Origin of the sequence: Streptomyces sp. R21 (assembly GCF_041051975.1) — a bacterium.
Lineage (GTDB): Bacteria > Actinomycetota > Actinomycetes > Streptomycetales > Streptomycetaceae > Streptomyces.
On record NZ_CP163435.1, the window covers coordinates 1,339,208 to 1,355,050 of the forward strand.

The 15,843-nt window shown below is 70.4% G+C and carries 17 protein-coding genes and 1 pseudogene; 3 read left to right on the top strand and 15 right to left on the bottom strand.

Annotated features, from left to right (window positions below; genetic code table 11):
* Positions 1 to 184: 184 nt before the first annotated feature.
* From dmpG to AB5J56_RS06230, 3 genes are read right to left on the bottom strand one after another with little or no spacing between them, the layout of a single operon-like run.
* Positions 185 to 1,195, bottom strand: coding sequence for a 4-hydroxy-2-oxovalerate aldolase (dmpG, locus tag AB5J56_RS06220; RefSeq protein WP_369230847.1), 1,011 nt, complete (start codon positions 1,193 to 1,195; stop codon positions 185 to 187).
* Complete coding sequence (locus AB5J56_RS06225) at positions 1,192 to 2,154, bottom strand: acetaldehyde dehydrogenase (acetylating) (RefSeq protein ID WP_369230849.1); 963 nt, start codon at positions 2,152 to 2,154, stop codon at positions 1,192 to 1,194. The genes dmpG and AB5J56_RS06225 overlap by 4 nt, the downstream gene beginning before the upstream one ends.
* Positions 2,151 to 2,984, bottom strand: a complete 834-nt coding sequence (locus tag AB5J56_RS06230; RefSeq protein ID WP_369230851.1) for a 2-keto-4-pentenoate hydratase — start codon at positions 2,982 to 2,984, stop codon at positions 2,151 to 2,153. Before AB5J56_RS06230 ends, AB5J56_RS06225 begins: the two co-directional genes overlap by 4 nt.
* A gap of 225 nt (positions 2,985 to 3,209) precedes the next feature.
* Here AB5J56_RS06230 and AB5J56_RS06235 point away from each other — a divergent pair, with 225 nt between their 5' ends.
* Positions 3,210 to 4,808: an FAD-binding protein gene (locus AB5J56_RS06235; protein ID WP_369230853.1), complete on the top strand. Its 1,599-nt coding sequence runs from the start codon at positions 3,210 to 3,212 to the stop codon at positions 4,806 to 4,808.
* Between the two features lie 54 nt (positions 4,809 to 4,862).
* Here AB5J56_RS06235 and AB5J56_RS06240 read toward each other — a convergent pair whose 3' ends face one another.
* A complete protein-coding gene (locus tag AB5J56_RS06240) occupies positions 4,863 to 5,477 on the bottom strand; it encodes a TetR/AcrR family transcriptional regulator (RefSeq protein ID WP_369230855.1) in 615 nt (204 codons plus the stop codon).
* A gap of 27 nt (positions 5,478 to 5,504) precedes the next feature.
* Positions 5,505 to 6,365 carry an alpha/beta fold hydrolase gene (locus AB5J56_RS06245; RefSeq protein WP_369230857.1) on the bottom strand — a complete coding sequence of 287 codons (861 nt, stop codon included), beginning with the start codon at positions 6,363 to 6,365 and terminating at the stop codon, positions 5,505 to 5,507.
* Positions 6,366 to 6,528: 163 nt separating this feature from the next.
* On the opposite strand from AB5J56_RS06245, the gene AB5J56_RS06250 reads away from it, so the two are divergent.
* Entirely contained in the window at positions 6,529 to 7,401 is an 873-nt protein-coding gene (locus AB5J56_RS06250; protein WP_369230859.1) for a VOC family protein, read from the top strand.
* A 54-nt stretch (positions 7,402 to 7,455) separates the two neighbouring features.
* Here the strand turns inward: AB5J56_RS06250 and AB5J56_RS06255 are convergent, their stop codons facing one another.
* The 6 genes and pseudogenes from AB5J56_RS06255 to AB5J56_RS06280 all read right to left on the bottom strand — a co-directional run bounded on the left by AB5J56_RS06255 (position 7,456) and on the right by AB5J56_RS06280 (position 10,674).
* A complete protein-coding gene (locus AB5J56_RS06255) occupies positions 7,456 to 7,644 on the bottom strand; it encodes a ferredoxin (RefSeq protein WP_369230861.1) in 189 nt (62 codons plus the stop codon).
* Positions 7,628 to 8,035 carry an NAD-binding protein gene (locus AB5J56_RS06260; RefSeq protein ID WP_369242378.1) on the bottom strand — a complete coding sequence of 136 codons (408 nt, stop codon included), beginning with the start codon at positions 8,033 to 8,035 and terminating at the stop codon, positions 7,628 to 7,630. Before AB5J56_RS06260 ends, AB5J56_RS06255 begins: the two co-directional genes overlap by 17 nt.
* Positions 8,015 to 8,476: pseudogene (locus AB5J56_RS06265) on the bottom strand (NAD(P)-binding domain-containing protein); the annotation flags it as partial. The pseudogene AB5J56_RS06265 and the gene AB5J56_RS06260, both read right to left, overlap by 21 nt.
* Positions 8,477 to 8,484: 8 nt before the next feature.
* Positions 8,485 to 9,297 carry a mycofactocin-coupled SDR family oxidoreductase gene (locus AB5J56_RS06270; RefSeq protein ID WP_369230863.1) on the bottom strand — a complete coding sequence of 271 codons (813 nt, stop codon included), beginning with the start codon at positions 9,295 to 9,297 and terminating at the stop codon, positions 8,485 to 8,487.
* Positions 9,298 to 9,304: 7 nt separating this feature from the next.
* A complete protein-coding gene (locus AB5J56_RS06275) occupies positions 9,305 to 9,532 on the bottom strand; it encodes a hypothetical protein (RefSeq protein WP_369230865.1) in 228 nt (75 codons plus the stop codon).
* Positions 9,529 to 10,674 (bottom strand): amidohydrolase family protein, encoded by a 1,146-nt coding sequence (locus AB5J56_RS06280; RefSeq protein ID WP_369230867.1) that lies wholly within the window; start codon positions 10,672 to 10,674, stop codon positions 9,529 to 9,531. Before AB5J56_RS06280 ends, AB5J56_RS06275 begins: the two co-directional genes overlap by 4 nt.
* Positions 10,675 to 10,849: 175 nt before the next feature.
* Here AB5J56_RS06280 and AB5J56_RS06285 point away from each other — a divergent pair, with 175 nt between their 5' ends.
* The gene (locus AB5J56_RS06285; protein WP_369230869.1) at positions 10,850 to 11,713 is read left to right on the top strand and encodes a mycofactocin-coupled SDR family oxidoreductase; all 864 of its coding nucleotides are present in this window, start codon (positions 10,850 to 10,852) and stop codon (positions 11,711 to 11,713) included.
* 7 nt (positions 11,714 to 11,720) lie between these two features.
* On the opposite strand, the gene AB5J56_RS06290 is transcribed toward AB5J56_RS06285, so the two are convergent.
* Genes AB5J56_RS06290 through AB5J56_RS06305 form a run of 4 tightly spaced genes read right to left on the bottom strand, consistent with a single transcriptional unit; the run spans position 11,721 to position 15,826 of the window.
* Positions 11,721 to 12,704, bottom strand: coding sequence for an NADPH:quinone oxidoreductase family protein (locus AB5J56_RS06290; RefSeq protein WP_369230871.1), 984 nt, complete (start codon positions 12,702 to 12,704; stop codon positions 11,721 to 11,723).
* Positions 12,701 to 13,879 carry an acyl-CoA dehydrogenase family protein gene (locus AB5J56_RS06295; protein WP_369230873.1) on the bottom strand — a complete coding sequence of 393 codons (1,179 nt, stop codon included), beginning with the start codon at positions 13,877 to 13,879 and terminating at the stop codon, positions 12,701 to 12,703. Before AB5J56_RS06295 ends, AB5J56_RS06290 begins: the two co-directional genes overlap by 4 nt.
* A 20-nt stretch (positions 13,880 to 13,899) precedes the next feature.
* Complete coding sequence (locus tag AB5J56_RS06300) at positions 13,900 to 14,667, bottom strand: SDR family NAD(P)-dependent oxidoreductase (protein WP_369230875.1); 768 nt, start codon at positions 14,665 to 14,667, stop codon at positions 13,900 to 13,902.
* Positions 14,668 to 14,677: 10 nt separating this feature from the next.
* The gene (locus AB5J56_RS06305) at positions 14,678 to 15,826 is read right to left on the bottom strand and encodes an acyl-CoA dehydrogenase family protein (protein ID WP_369230877.1); all 1,149 of its coding nucleotides are present in this window, start codon (positions 15,824 to 15,826) and stop codon (positions 14,678 to 14,680) included.
* Between the last annotated feature and the right edge of the window lie 17 nt (positions 15,827 to 15,843).

A 15,843-nucleotide genomic window follows, 5' to 3' on the forward strand; every position in this document is an offset into this window, starting at 1 on the left:
GTGCCTCTCTGCTCAAACTGAAATCAATTCTAGTTCGGCGCCGGCGTCAAGGTATCAACGCCTCGGGCCGCAGAGATAGAGTCGTGCACCGATTAATTGGGGCGGCCGGTCTATTTGCTGGCGGACACAAAAATGTACCGCTCCCCGGAAGAAAGGTTCCGGGGAGCGGCACGTCGGATCCGGGTCAGCCGCGGGCGGTGAGGTCCAGGGCGATGTCCACGATCATGTCCTCCTGTCCGCCGACGAGGCCGCGCCTGCCGACCTCCTCCAGGATCGTGCGGGCGTCGAGGCCGTACTGCTCGGCCGCGGTCTCGGCGTGCCGCAGAAAGCTGGAGTAGGCGCCGGCGTAGCCGAGGGTGAGGGTCTCCCGGTCGACGCGCACCGGCCGGTCCTGGAGCGGGCGGACCAGGTCCTCGGCGGCGTCCTGGAGGGCGAACAGGTCGCAGTCGTGCTTCCAGCCATAGAGGTTGGCGACGGCGACGAACGGTTCGATCGGGCAGTTGCCCGCTCCCGCACCCTGCCCTGCGAGCGACGCGTCGACCCGGGTCACCCCCTCCTCCACGGCCACCACGGAGTTGGCCACCGACAGGGAGAGGTTCTCGTGCGCGTGGATGCCGATCTGGGTCGCCGGGTCGAGGACCTCCCGGTAGGCACGGATGCGGTCGCGAACGCCGTCCATGGTCAGCCGACCGCCCGAGTCGGTGACGTACACACAGTGCGCGCCGTAGCTCTCCATCAGCTTGGCCTGCTCGGCGAGCGCCTCCGGGGGCGCCATGTGGGCCATCATCAGGAACCCGGAGACGTCCATGCCGAGTTCGCGGGCAGTGGAGATGTGCTGGGCGGCGACGTCCGCCTCGGTGCAGTGGGTGGCGATGCGCACCGAGCGGACACCGAGGGCGTAGGCCCGCTTCAGTTCGACGATGGTGCCGATGCCGGGCAGGAGCAGGGAGGTGAGGACCGCGCGGTCGATGGCGTCCGCGGCCGCCTCGATCCACTCCCAGTCGGTGTTGCTGCCCGGCCCGTAGTTGAGGCTGCCGCCGGCCAGTCCGTCGCCGTGGGCGACCTCGATCGCGTCCACGCCCGCCCGGTCGAGTGCCGCGGAGATCTTGGACACGAACTCGGGCGTGATCCGGTGCCGGATGGCGTGCATGCCGTCCCGGAGGGTGACGTCCTGTACATAGAGCCTGCGAGTCACTTGGTCACCTCAGCGGTCGTCCGGCGGGCGATGCGCTCGGCGACGCGCAGTGCGGCCGAGGTCATGATGTCGAGGTTGCCGGCGTAGGCGGGCAGGTAGTGGGCGGCGCCCTCGACCTCCAGGAAGACGGAGACCTTGGTGGCCGGCCTCTCCGAGATGTCGTCGGGCAGCAGCGTGTGGATCGGGTCCTCGGCCGGGACCGGCGTGAACTGCACCTGCTGCTTGAGCCGGTAGCCGGGCACGTACTCGGCGACGGCGGCCACCATCTCCTCGACCGAGTTCCGGACCGCGTCGTGGTCCGCGGCGCCGATCAGGCAGTACACCGTGTCCCGCATGATCAGGGGCGGTTCGGCCGGGTTGAGCACGATGATCGCCTTGCCGCGCCGGGCACCGCCCACCTTCTCGATGGCGCCGGAGGTGGTCTCGGTGAACTCGTCGATGTTGGCCCGGGTGCCGGGTCCGGCCGACCTGGAGGAGATCGAGGCGACGATCTCGGCGTAGGGCACGGGGGTGATCCGGCTGACCGCGTGGACGATCGGGATGGTGGCCTGGCCGCCGCAGGTGACCATGTTGAAGTTGTCGACAGCGTTGTCGGCGCCGGTCAGGTGTTCGTCCAGGTTCACCGTCGGCACCACGTACGGGCCGAGGGCTGCCGGAGTGAGGTCGACGAGCCGCTTGCCGTACGGGGCGAGCTTCTTGGCGTTGTCGACATGTGCCTTCGCGGACGTGGCGTCGAAGACGATCTCGATGTCGTCGAAGCCGTCCATGCGGATCAGGCCGTCGACGCCCTCGTGGGTGGTCGGGACCTTCAGTCGGGCGGCGCGCGCCAGACCGTCCGAGTCCGGGTCGATGCCCACCATGGCGGCCATCTCCAGGGTGTCGGACAGGCGCAGGATCTTGATCATCAGGTCGGTGCCGATGTTGCCGGAGCCGATTACGGCCACCTTGGTCTTCGTCATCCGTCTTGTTCCTTGGGTGAGAAGGTCGCGGTCACCGAACCCAGGCCCGACATCTCGGCCCGTACGGTGCTGCCTGGCGGGGTGGGGACGAGCGGGCCGAGGGCACCGGAGAGCACGACCTGTCCGGCGCGCAGCGGGTCGCCGAACTCCCGGGCGGTGCGCGCCAGCCACAGCAGGGCGGCCAGGGGGTCGCCCAGACAGGCCGCGCCGTCGCCCTCGGAGGCGAGCTCGCCGTCGGCGTACAGCCGCATGGTCACGTCCCGGGGCGTGAACTCCCCCAGGCCGACGCGCTGTTGTCCGAGGACGAACAAGCCGCTGGAGGCGTTGTCGGCGACCGTGTCCGTGATCGCAATGTCCCAGTCGGCGACCCGGCTGTCCACGATCTCCAGCGCGGCCACGGCGTGCCCGACCGCCGACCGGACCCGCTCGACGTCGAGGTCGTCATCGTCCAGGTCTTCGGCGAGCACGAACGCGATCTCCGCCTCGACCCTGGGCTGGAGCAGCCGGTCGCTGGGGACGGCCGGCAGTCCGGTGACGTCCATGTCGTCCAGCAGGACACCGAAGTCGGGCCGGTCCACGCCCACTTGACGTTGCACCGACTCCGAGGTCAGCCCGATCTTACGGCCGACGACCCGTGCCCCGGCGGCGATCCGGTCGCCGATGACGCGTCGCTGAACGGCGTACGCGAGGCTGATGTCTCTCGCGCCGAGCAGGTCCCGTACGGGCGCACAGGGCCGGTGGTCACGGGCTGCCCGGGTGAGTCGTACGGCCGCCTCGGCCACCGCGGTCTCACGGTTCGCGACGGCCGTCGGTTCCCAAACGTCTGTCATTGCCATCCTCAACTCGTGCCGGCCTTCAGCCTGAGCCGCCGTGCCGGCGGGCAGCCGCGAGCGTTCCGCTCACCGGGACCCGCCGGCGCGTGGGTCTCGATGAGCGAGATGGCACAACGACGGGCCCGCACCGCCTCGTTAGCGTCGTCCGGCGAACCGCTGGGCGCACCCTGTTCGTTCCCCACGCCCCCACCCAGCACGGTCGGCAGTCATGAGGAGGTTCGGATGAGCATCAACGAGGATGCCTACGACGTGGTGGTCGTGGGGTCCGGCGGAGGTCTGGTCGGGGCGTACGTGGCGGCGTCACGCGGCCTGCGCACCCTCGTCGTCGAGAAGACCGACCGGGTCGGCGGCACCGTGGCGTACTCCGGAGCGGGCCTGTGGTTCCCGGGGTCCGCTCCGCTGCGCCGGGCCGGTCTCGGGGACGACGTCGAGGAGGTGCGGGCGTATCTGCGCGGTGTCGTCGACGACCCGTCCCGGGAGGCGCTCCAGGACGCGTATCTGGCGGCCGGGCCGCGACTGATCGACGAGTTGGAGCAGAACTCCTGGTTCCGGTCCTTCGTCCACGGGCCGGTCCCGGACTACTACGCCTCGGCCCCGGGCTCGTCGCCCACGGGGCACACCGTCTTTCCTCCCCCGCTCGAGGTCGCCGAGCTCGCGGAGCGCTGGGCGCTGGTCCGCGACTCGCTTCCGACCGAGCGGTTCGGCTTCGACGAGGGCCCGGTGCTCTCCGGCGGCCGCTCCCTGATCGGCCGTGCGCTGTCGGCGTTCCTTGAGACGGGCAACGGCGAACTGCGGCTGAACACCGCGCTGGAGAGCCTGGTCGTCGAGGACGGCAGGGTCGTGGGCGTCGAGGTCGTCAGCGACGGTGAGCGGGTCCGGATCCGGGCCGCGCGAGGTGTGCTCCTCGCGGCCGGCGGCTTCGAGCGCGACCGCGAGCTCCGTGAGAAGCACCAGGCGCCGCTCACCGGAGAGTGGTCCGAGGGTGCCCCGGCCAACACCGGTGACGCCCTGCGGGCGGGCATCGCGGTGGGCGCGGACACCGACCTGCTCGACGAGGCCTGGTTCGTGCCGGGGCTGGTCCACCCGGACGGCCTGCCGGTCTTCCACACCGGCACCCGGGGCGGGATCTGGGTCAACGGCGCGGGCGAACGCTTCGTCAACGAGACACGGCCGTACGACCAGGCCGCGCACGAGATCGTACGGCTGCACCACACGACCGGCGTGAGCCACATTCCGGCGCACTGGATCTTCGACCAGCGGCAGCTGGACCGGGACGGCATCGGCTTCCCGCCCGCCACGCCGGGGCCCGAACAGTGGCTGGAGTCGGGGGCGTTGAAGAAGGCCGACAGTCTGGAGGAGCTGGCGGCTCTGATCGACGTGCCGTTCGACGCCCTGAAGCGGACCGTCGAGGAGTTCAACGGGTACGCGAAGTCCGGTGTCGACGCGCGGTTCCACCGGGGGGAGACGCCGTGGGACCAGATGTTCCAGCACATCGTCCCCTTCCCGGCCGATCCCCGGCAGAACTTCCCCGCGAAGCCGTCGCCCGAGTGGCCGAACCCGCTGCTCCTGCCCATCGACGAGCCGCCGTACTACGTGGCGACCATCGTCCCGTCCGACATCGGCACCAAGGGTGGTCTGCGGATCGACACCCACGCGCGCGTGCTGCGTCCGGACGGCCGGCCGATCGAGGGCCTGTACGCGACCGGGAACACCGCGGCCGCGATGTCGGGGCGGGTGTACCCGGGGGCGGGTACCCCGATCGGTTCGAGTCTCGCGTTCGGGTACCTGGCGGTGCTGGACATGGCTGGATCGGCGGACTGACGTGACGCACGTGTGCCCGGGACACGGCGAGTGTCCCGGGCGCTGTGCTGTGCGCTACGGCGCCGTGATCAGCCGCGCGGCCAGGCGGAGGTCGGTCTCGCCCTGCGCGGTGGAGATCTCCTCGGTCAGCATGGCGACGAACAGACCCCACCATGTGTAGACGAGCAGGCGCACCTTGCTGCGGGCGTCCGCGCGGTCCCCCAGCAGGTGCAGGAGCCGCTGTCCCAGCGATCTCTCCACGATGTCGATCTGCGTCGGGACGGCGCTCGCGTACTCCGTGAACGACGACAGCGCCACCGCCGAGGCCAGCAGCGGACTGCCCAGCAGCTTCGCGCTCAGCGCGATGAGCGTCTGAGCCACCTCGGCCGCGGGGTCCGCCATCTCGTCGGCCGCCGGGTCGGTGTCGCGGCCTCCGAGGAACTGGTCGATGTGCCATTCGAGCACCGAGAGGAACAGGTAGGGCTTGGAGGGGAAGTAGCGGTAGAGCGTGGCGATCGCGACGCCCGCCTCCTTGGCCACGTCGTGCATCTGCACGCTCGACAGCCCCTCGCGCGCACCGAGTTCGGCGGCCGCTCCCAGGATGCGGACCCGACGGGCGGCCTGCCGGCTCGACGTCGGAGCGGCTGCTTGCCGTACCTCTGCGGGTCTCGCCACGTCGTCGTCCCCCATGTCGTCGGCTGCTCCCGCCGTCGGCACTCAGCGGGCCTCCGGGCGGGTCAGGAAGGCCAGTACCGCGCTCTCCCAGGCCGCCTTCTGCTCGATCATCGCCCAGTGCCCGCAGTCCGGCAGCACATGCAGTTCGGCCTTGGGAATCGTACGCATCGGCAGCAGCGCGCTCTCCAGGGGCGTGACCCGGTCGTCCCGGCCCCAGGTCAGCAGGGTGGGTGCGGTGACCTTGTGGAGTGCGGCCCAGATGGGCTGGTCGGACTGGGACTGGGCGGCCTGGATCGCGGCCATGGCCTGCCGGCCGTAGATCCGGCGGGAGGCCTCCAGCGTCTCCGGCTCGGTGGCGCTGGCCCAGCGCTCCTCGATCAGCTCGTCGGTGAGCAGGGCCGGATCGTGGACCATCGCCCGCAGCCACTGGACGAGGTTGTCCCGGGTGGGGTTCTCGGCGAACTCCACCAGCAGGTTGAGGCCTTCGCTGGGCGCCGGGGAGAGGATGTTGCGGCCCACGCCGCCGATGGTCACGATCCTGCGGAAGAGGTCCTTGTGGGCGACCGCGAGCCCCACGGCGACGAACCCGCCCATGGAGTTGCCGATGACGTCGACACGGTCGAGGCCGAGGCCGTCGAGGAAGCGCAGGACGGCCTTGGGGCCGGCCGCCATCGGGTTCTCGGCGGTCGGGTCGCTCACCCCGAAGCCGGGGAACTCCAGGGCCAGGCAGCGGAAGTGCTCGGCGAGCACGGGAAGGTTGCTGCGGTAGTTGCGCCAGCCGGTGACGCCCGGCCCCGACCCGTGCAGCAGGAGCAACGGGGGACCGTCACCGGCCTCGTGGTAGCGCAACGTGCCGTCGTCGGTGGGGAGTTCACGCAGGGTGTCGTCGTAGCTGAGTGTCATGACGCTCACCGTCGCACCCGCGCGGGTGCCGTCGCCGTACGTCTCCCGATCAGTGGGACGGCCCCGGCGGTGAGCGGGCCGGGCTGTCTAACGTCACGAAGGTACCGATACCGGGGGCCCGACGGGCCGCCCCGGACCTGACCAAATGTGAGGGGAGGGCCTGATGGGTGTTCGCTCACTCGGGTACCTGCGTCTGGAGTCCAACGACCTCGAAAAGTGGAAGGCTTTCGGAGCCGACTTCCTCGGCCTGATGCCCGTCAAGGGCGGCGACTCGGAGTCGCTGTCCTTCCGGATGGACGACTATCCGGCCCGGATCGTGGTCTCTCCGGGCGCCCAGCCCACGATGACGGCGCTCGGCTTCGAGGTCCTCGACGAGCGGGAGCTGGCCGGTCTGGTCGCGGACGTCGAGAAGGCCGGGATCAAGGTGACAGCCGGCACCGAGGCCGAGGCGGCGGAGCGGAAGGTCACGGGCTTCGTCAAGTTCAACGACCCGGGCGGCAACCCGGTCGAGTTGTTCTACGGCACGACCCTCGACCACGTGCCGGTGCAGACCCCGCTGGTCTCGAAGTTCGTCACCGGCGACATGGGCTTCGGGCACGCCATCATCTCGGCCGAGGACGCGCGGGGCACTTTCGACTTCTACGTCAACGTCCTCGGCTTCGTCGAGCGCAACACCATGCGCTCCCCCGGCGGCACGACCTGGTTCATGGGCTGCAACCCCCGCCACCACACCCTCGGTGTCACGCCGATGCCTGGTCCCGGGCGGCTGCTGCACTTCATGGTCGAGGGCGCGACGCTGGACGACGTGGGGCGGGCCCTGGACCGGGCCGGCACGTACGAGGTGCCGATGATGCACTCGCTCGGCAAGCACACCAACGACCACATGGTGTCGTTCTACGTCTGGTCGCCGGAGAACTACGCCGTCGAGTTCGGCTGGAACGGCCTGAAGGTGCCCGAGCCGGTTCCCGTCTACGAGATCACGGACGGCGCGTTCTGGGGCCACCACTTCACGCCGCCGCCCCAGCCGGCCGGCTGAGCAAGCGGGGGAATTGCTGAGCCCCACGGCCTCGGACCGTGGGGCTCAGTCGTGTCACTCGACGGTGATCGCCCGTTCCGGGCAGGCCCGTTGACCGTCGCGGGCCGCCTCTTCGAGGCCTTCCGCAACCTCTCCGTCGAAGGGCAGCGCGTAGCCGTCGTCGTCCAGACGGAAGACTTCCGGTGCGGCAGCCGCGCACCGCGCGTGGCCGGAGCACATCGTCGTGTCAATGGTGATCTTCATGCAACAGCTCCGTTTCCGAAGGTGAGGGGCGGCCGAGCCCTATCGGCCCACTGCGGGCGGCGGTCAGCAGCGTCGACAGGTCGACACCCGTCTCCGCCGCGACGTCTCCGCAGGCCTCCACGTCCTTGCGCAGATACGGCGTGACCGTCGCGATGAAGGGCTGGGCCCCGCCCCGGGCGGTGATGTACCGGCCGGCCGTCGAACCGCCGCTGCTGACGGCGAGGGCGTCGAGCAGGGTGCTCTCCTCGATGCCGAGAGCCTTCCCCGCTTCCACTCCGCCCAGCGTGAGTTGGGCGATCGCGGCGAACAGCAGATTGTTGAGGAGCTTCACGCGCAGGGCTGAGCCGCGCCCGCCCGTGGTGACCACGGGATCGGCGTAGGCGGCGACCACTTGGCGGGCCGTGTCGACGTGCCCGGGCTCGCCTCCCAGGTAGACCACCAGCCGGCCCGCACGCACGGCGTCGGCCGTTCCACTGAACGCCGCGTCCACGATCGCGGCCCGCCCCTCAGGTGAGTACGCGGCCAGGCGGTCGAGCGTGCCCGGTCTTCCGGTCGTGTGCGAGACGAGCACCGTGCGGGCGTCCATGGCCGCCACGACCTCGGGCAGAACGTCGAGCATCTGCGCGTCGCTGTAGAGGCAGCTGACGACGACGTCGGAAGCGGCCACGTCGGCCGGCTCCGCCACGAGCTGCGCGGCCGAGAGCCGCGCGCGCACCTCCGCCCGTCGTGCGTACAGGCGCACCTGGTGACCGGCCGCGAGCAGCCGCTCGACCATGGGTTCGCCGATCTGCCCGGCGCCGAGGAACCCGACCGTCGGCATTGTCATGCGCCCTCCCCGGCCTACGGCTTGTTGGTCGACCCCGCGTCGACGGTGAACTGAAGTCCCGTGACGTACCGTGCCTCGTCCGAGGCCAGGAACAGGACGGCGTTCGACACGTCCCGCGGCTCGACGTAGGGGGCGAGCGGGTTCATCGCGGCGAGGCCGAACAGCGGTTCGCGCGCGGCGAGTTCCTCGATGGGCACGCCGACGGTGATGCCCGTGTCGCTGACGCCGGTGGGGTGGACGGTGTTCACCCGGATGCGGTGCGGGGCGAGTTCGTTGGACAGTGCCTTCATCAGGCCCACCACTCCGTGTTTGGCGGCCACGTAGTGGGCGTACGGCACATGGCCGCGGATGCCGGCGGCCGAGCTGGTGATGACGATCGAGCCGCCCTTACCCGCCTCGATCATCCAGGGGATCGCGGCCCGCGCGCTGTTCCAGGCGCCCTTCAGGTTGACGTCGACGACGACGTCCCAGGCGTCCTCGGACAGTTCCCAGGCGGCACCGATGCTCATGACACCGGCGTTGGCGAGGACGATGTCGAGCCGCTCGAACTCCTCGCGTGCCGCGTCGACGGCGGCGCGCATCTCGGCGATCGAACGGACGTCGGCCTGGACGGCGACGCACCGCCGACCGGTCTTCCTGACCAACTCCGCTGTCTCTTCGAGCTGTTCGCTCGTCGCCAGCGAGTACGGCAGCTCGTCGCTGATGTCGTGGCAGACGTCGGTGACGACGACGTCCGCGCCCTCCTCGGCCAGCCGTACGGCATGCGAGCGGCCCTGCCCCCGTGCCGCTCCGGTGATGAGCGCGACCTTGCCCTCCACACGTCCCATGCCCGCCTCAGCCCTTCTTCGAGTGGTCGATCAGGTCCTCGGCGGCCTCCCGCAGGGCGCGCAACCGGGACTGCAGGAGCTCACGTTCGGCCGCGTCGGACTCGCCCTCGCCGAGTTCGGCCAGGCGTACGTCCGTGTCGGCGATCTCGGTGAGGAGACGGCCGTGGGCCTCCTCGCGAGTGAGCAGGTCGAGGTCGGTCCAGTCGGAGCGCTCGGACTCCGGGAGGCGGCTCATGCGGGGAGGTTGTAGAGGCGGCGGGTGTTCAGCTCCACGATCTGGTGGACCTCGTCGTCGGGCACGTCGGCGAGGACCTCGGCGGCGTAGGCGCGGCTCTTGGGCCAGTAGGAGTCGGAGTGCGGGTAGTCGCACTCCCAGGTGATCTTGTCGATGCCGACGTGGTGGCGGTTCTCGACGCCGAAGCGGTCGTCGATGAAGCAGCCGTGGAAGTGCTTGTGGAACAGCTCCGAGGGCCGCACGCTCTGGTTGACGTTCTGGTAGAAGCGGTGCCGCTCCCAGGTGCCGTCGCTGCGCTCCAGCAGATAGGGGATCCAGCCGATGCCGCCCTCGGACAGGCCTATCTTCAGCTTGGGGTGCTTGTGCAGCACCGGGGAGAAGAGCAGGTCGGCGGTGGCGTACATGGCGTTGCAGCCGAACAGGGCGATCGTCACGGCGAACGGGGCCTCGTCGGCCGTCTTCGGTGCCCGGCCCGAGGTGCCGAAGTGCAGGCACAGGGGCAGGTCGGTCTCCTCGGCCGCTGAGAACAGCGGGTCCCAGTAGTCGGTATGGAAGGACGGCAGGCCGCGCGGCGCCGGGTTCTCGGGGAAGGAGATCGCCTTGGCGCCCTTGGCGGCGGTCCGGTGGATCTCGGCGACACAGGCGTCGACGTCCCACAACGGCATGATGGCCAGGGGGATGAGCCGGCCCGGCGCGGTGGGGCACCACTCGTCCAGCACGAAGTCGTTCCAGGCCTGGACGCACAGGAGCGCGAGCTCCCGGTCCTTGCCGTCCAGGAACACGTGGCCCGAGAACCCCGGGAACGACGGGAAGCACAGGGCGCCCCACACCCCGTCCAGGTCCATGTCGCGGATCCGGGCCTTCGGGTCGTAGCAGCCCGGGATCATCTCGTCGTAGCGCGTCGGTTCGAGGCCGAACTCCTCGGGACTCTTGCCCGCTACGGCGTTCAGGCCGATGTAGGGGTAGACCCGGTCCTCGTAGACCCACACCTCGGCAGGCGCCTGTCCCTCTCCCCTCGGCTTCTCCACGATGCGCGGACCCGCCTCCCGGAACCTCGCCGGCAGTCGGTCCGACCACAGGTGCGGCGGCTCGATCAGATGGTCGTCGGTCGACAGCAACTTCATCCACGGCTGCAACGGCACTTTGCGCTCCCTCGGTCTCGCAGACTCTCTAGCACCGGGCACATTGTGTGCACTGAACAGGTCCCACTCAGCGGAAGCGATCACCAATATCCCGCCTGATGCGGCGATGATCGAGACGCTCAGGCTCACTACACCAGCATTCAGGCTACTCTTTTATTCGACGGAAGGAGACCCCATGGGTCGAGTGCAGGACAAGGTCGTCTTCATCACCGGGGCCGCGCGAGGCCAGGGCCGGGCCCAGGCGATCCGGCTCGCCACGGAGGGCGCCGACATCATCGCCGTGGACCTCTGCGAGGACATCGCCACCAACGGCTACCCGCTGGCCACCGCCGAGGACCTGGAGGAGACGGTCCGGCAGGTCGAGAAGCTCGGCCGGCGCATCGTCGCCCGCAAGGCCGATGTGCGCGAACCGGCGGCACTCAAGACGGCCGTGGCCGAGGGGGTGGCCGAGCTGGGACGGCTCGACGCGGTCGTGGCCCAGGCCGGCATCTGCCCGATCGGGGCCGGGAAGAGCGCCCAGGCCTTCCTGGACGCCGTCACGGTCGACTTCAACGGCGTCGTGCACGCGGTCGACGCCGCTCTGCCCCATCTGCCCGACGGCGCCTCGATCGTGGCGACCGGGTCGATCGCCGGACTGATACCGGCGACCACGGACAACCCTGCCAACGGGCCCGGCGGGCTGGGCTATTCGTTTGCCAAGCGCCAAGTGGCGTCTTTCGTCCATGACTTGGCTACGGTCCTCACGTCCCGGCAGATCAGGGTCAACGCGCTCCACCCCACCAACGTCAACACGGACATGCTCAACAGCGACGTCATGTATCGCACGTTCCGGCCCGACCTGGAGAACCCCACCCGCGAGGACGCACTGTCCTCCTTCCCGGCGACGACCGGGTTCGGCATCCCCTACGTCGAGCCGGAGGACATCGCCGACATGGTGCTCTTCCTGGTGTCGGACGAGTCGAAGTACGTCACCGGCATGCAGATGCGCGTGGACGCCGGCGGTTACGTCAAGCGGCGTCCCCAACTCCCCACGTTCTGAGCGGAGTTCACGCTCCCGCGGTCATGTCGACGACCACCTTGCCGGTGGTGCGCCGTTCCGCCACGTCCGTCAGGGCGGACGCCACCTCGGCGAGGGGGTGGACGCGGGAGACGAGCGGGCGCATCCCGTCCCGGACCATCCGGGCGAGCGCCCGGTCGCCGGCGGCCACCGCGTCCGGGGCGTACTGGCGCAGCATGCGGATCTCGAAGCCCCGTACGACCGCCTCCTTGAGCAGGACCAGGTTGAGCGGGATCCGGGGGATCTTCCCGTCGGCGTACCCCACCGTGATGAACCGGCCGCCCCGGCGCAGCGCGCGCAGGGCGGCCTCCGCGTGGTCGCCGCCCACGGGGTCGACGACGAGGTGCGCGCCCTCGCCGCCGGTCAGCTCGCGGACGCGTGTCTTGAGGTCCTCGTGGACGTAGTCCACACCGGCCTCCGCGCCGAGTTTGCGGGCGACCGCGAGCCGTTCCTGGCTCGATGCCGCCGCCACGACGCGCATCCCGAGGCGGGTCGCGATGTCGACGGCCGCGGAGCCGACTCCACCGGCGGCCCCGAGCACGGCCGCCCACTCCCCCTCGACGCCCTGCCCGATGGTCACCAGCGAGTGGTAGGCAGTCGCGTACGTCACGTGGAAGGCGGCGGCGTGGATCATGTCGAGCCCGTCGGGGACGGGACGCAGTCCCGTGACCGGCACCACGACCTGCTCGGCGAACGCGCCCGTCATGACCGCCCCGGCCACCGGAGAGCCGACCGGGGGCCCGGTCACGCCGGGGCCCAGCGCGACCACGACTCCGGCGAACTCGCTGCCCGGGGTGAACGGCAGCGGGGCGGGGACCTGGTAGCGGTTCGAGACGAGCAGGACGTCCGGGAAGTTGACCGCGGCGGCGTGCACGCGGACCAGGACCTCGCCCGGGCCGGGTGCGGGGGCGTCCAGTTCGACGACCTCCAGACCGTTCGGAGGCCCGTACTCGGTGCAGCGTGCGGCTCTCATCGCGCCCTTCCGGTGGTCGGCATCGCCGGGTCCCTGGGCAGGCCCAGTACCTGCTCGGCGATGGTGTTGCGCTGGATCTCGGCGGTGCCCGCGCCGATCGTCGAGGCCCGGGTGCGCAGGAAGCCCCACACCCAGCGGCCGCGCTGCACGGCGTGCGGATCGCGACGGCCGAGGATGCCGTAGGAACCCAGCAACTCCAGGGCGAACTCGTGCAGTTCCTGCTCGAAGGTCACGATGAAGAGCCGTGACGTCGAGGAGGCCGGTCCCGGCTCGCCCTTCGCCATGATGTCGGCGATGGTCCGCATCCCGGTGAGCCGCATGATCGTCACGCGGATCTCGAAGTCCGCCAGCCGGTCGCGGACCAGGGGGTCGGCGGTCGCCCCGCGTTCGTGCGCCAGCTCGACCAACTCGTCGAGGACGCGCCGGTACAGGGCCGCCTGGTTCATCGCTCCGGCGGCGCGTTCGTGGCCGAGGCTCGTGCGGACCAGGGGCCAGCCGCCGTTCTCGGGGCCGATCCGGTCGGCGACCGGCACGCGTACGTCGTCGAAGAAGATCTCGCAGAAGTGGGCGTCGCCGGTGAGGTCCCGCAGCGGGCGGACGGTCACTCCGGGGGCGTGGGCGTCGATCAGGAGGTAACTGATGCCGTCCTGCCGGGAGTCGGGCGGTCCGGTGCGGACGAGGGTGAAGAGGACGTCGGCGATGTCGGCCGAACTGTTCCACACCTTCTGCCCGTTGACGACGTACTCCGCGCCTTCGCGGCGTGCCGTGGTGCGCAGCGCGGGGAGGTCCGAGCCCGCCTCCGGTTCCGAGTAGCCCTGGGCCCACACCGAGTCGCCGCGCAGCATGGGGCGCAGGTGGCGCTCCTTCTGCTCCGGCGTGCCGTACTTGATGAGGGTGGGGGCGGCGATGCCCAGTCCGGTGCCCAGGGGGCCGGGGACGCGGGCTCGCGCGTACTCCTCCTGGTAGCTCACCTGGCGGGCGAAGGACAGGTCCATGCCGCCGTACTCACGCGGCCAGCTCGGGCCGGCGTAACCGGCGTCGTACAGCGTGGCCAGCCATTTCTTCTGCCACGCGAGGCGCTCGGCGGGATCCTTGGGGCGACGGCCGGGGTGCTGCTCCGTCAGGAAGGCGCGCAGGCGGGCGCGGAACTGCTCGTCGGTCTCGGCCTCTGTCATCTCTGAGGTCATCGCCGATGTCATCGCGGGGCCATGCGGATGGCGCCGTCGAGGCGGATCGTCTGGCCGTTGAGGTAGGGGTTCTCCAGCATCTCCACGGCGAGGCGGCCGAAGTCGTCGGGTTCGCCCAGGCGCTTGGGGTGGGGCACGGTCGCGGCGAGTCCATCGCGGATGTCGGCGCGGAGCCGGCCGAGCATGGGGGTGTCCATGATGCCGGGGGCGATGGTGTTCACCCGGATCTGCCAGCTGGCCAGGTCGCGGGCGGCGACGAGGGTCAGGCCGTGCACGCCCGCCTTGGCGGCGGTGTAGGAGGTCTGGCCGATCTGACCGTCGAAGGCGGCGACGGAGGCGGTCAGGACCACGGCTCCGCGGTCGCCGTCGACGACCTCGTTGCCGGAGAGGCGGGCGGCGGCCAGGCGCAGCACGTTGTAGGTGCCGATCAGGTTGACGCGGATGACCTCGGCGAAGGTGGCGAGCTCGCCGGGGGTGCGGTCCCGGTCGATGATCCGGGTGCGGTCGCCGCCGCGCCCGGCGCAGTGCACGACGAAGCGCAGCGGACCGAGATCCTGTGCTGCGTCGAGGGCCGCGTTGACCGAGGCTTCGTCGGTGACGTCGGCGCGGACGAAGCGGGCGGCCTCGCCGAGGTCGGCGACCGCCTTGACACCCTGTTCCTCGGAGATGTCGGCCAGGACGACCCGGCCTCCGCGGTCGACGATGCGGCGCGCGGTGGCCAGTCCCAGGCCGGAGGCGCCGCCGGTGACCAGCGCCGACGATCCGTCGATGTTCACATCAAACTCCTTACAGGCCGAGGGACTTGCTGATGATGGTCTTCAGGACCTCGCTGGTGCCGCCGTAGATGCGGGTCACCCGCGCGTCGGCGTACAGCCGGGCGATGGGCGACTCGAGGATGTAGCCGTAGCCGCCGTGCAGTTGCAGACAGCGGTCGACCACACGGCCCTGCGTCTCGGTGCAGAACAGCTTGGTCTTGGCCGCGTCGGCCGGGCTCAGTTCGCCGGCGACCAACGCGGTGATCGCCGCGTCCAGGAGGGCCTGGGCGGCTTCCAACTCGGCGGCCGTGGCCGCGAGTTCGAACTTGGTGTTCTGGAAGTGGGCGACCGGTTTGCCGAACACGGTGCGGTCGCGGACGTAGGTGAGGGTCAGGTCGATCGCGGCGCGGGTCTGGGCGACGGCGCCGACCGCGATGGCCAGCCGCTCCTGGGCCAGGTTGCGCCCGAGGTGGGTGAAGGCGGCTCCTTCCTCGCCCAGGAGGTCGGCGACGGGGACGCGGACGTCGTCGAAGGACAGTTCCACGGTGTCCTGGACTGCGAGGCCGATCTTCTCCAGCTTGCGCCCGACGGTGAATCCGGGCGTGCCCTTCTCCACGACCAGCAGGGACAGTCCGGCGCGCCGGTCGTCCGCGTCGGTGGCGGTGCGGGCCACGACGATCACCAGGTCGGCGTGGTGGCCGCCGGTGATGAAGGTCTTGGCACCGTTGAGCGTGTAGTGGTCGCCGTCGCGGACCGCCCTCGTCGCGACACCGGCCAGGTCGGATCCCGTACCCGGTTCGCTCATCGCGATCGCGGTGTACAGGTCGCCAGAGGCCAGTCCCGGGAACCAGCGGGCCCGTTGCTCGGCGTTCGCGAGACCCGTGAAGTACGGGACCACGACGTCGAGATGGGTCCGCAGCCCGCCCAAGGTGACGCCCGCACGGGCGCACTCCTCCTGGATGACGACGTTGAAGCGGTAGTCGTCCTGGCCGCCCCCGCCGTACTCCTCGGGAACGGCCGTGCCGATGATGCCCAACTTGCCCAGTGCGGTGAACAGTTCACGGGGGACCAGCCCGGCCCGCCGCCAGTCCTCGTAGACCGGAAGCACCTCGCGGGCGATGAAGTCGCGGACCAGGAGGCGGAAATCCTCGTGGTTCTGCTCGAACAGGGTCCGGCGCATCGAATCTCCTTCGATCG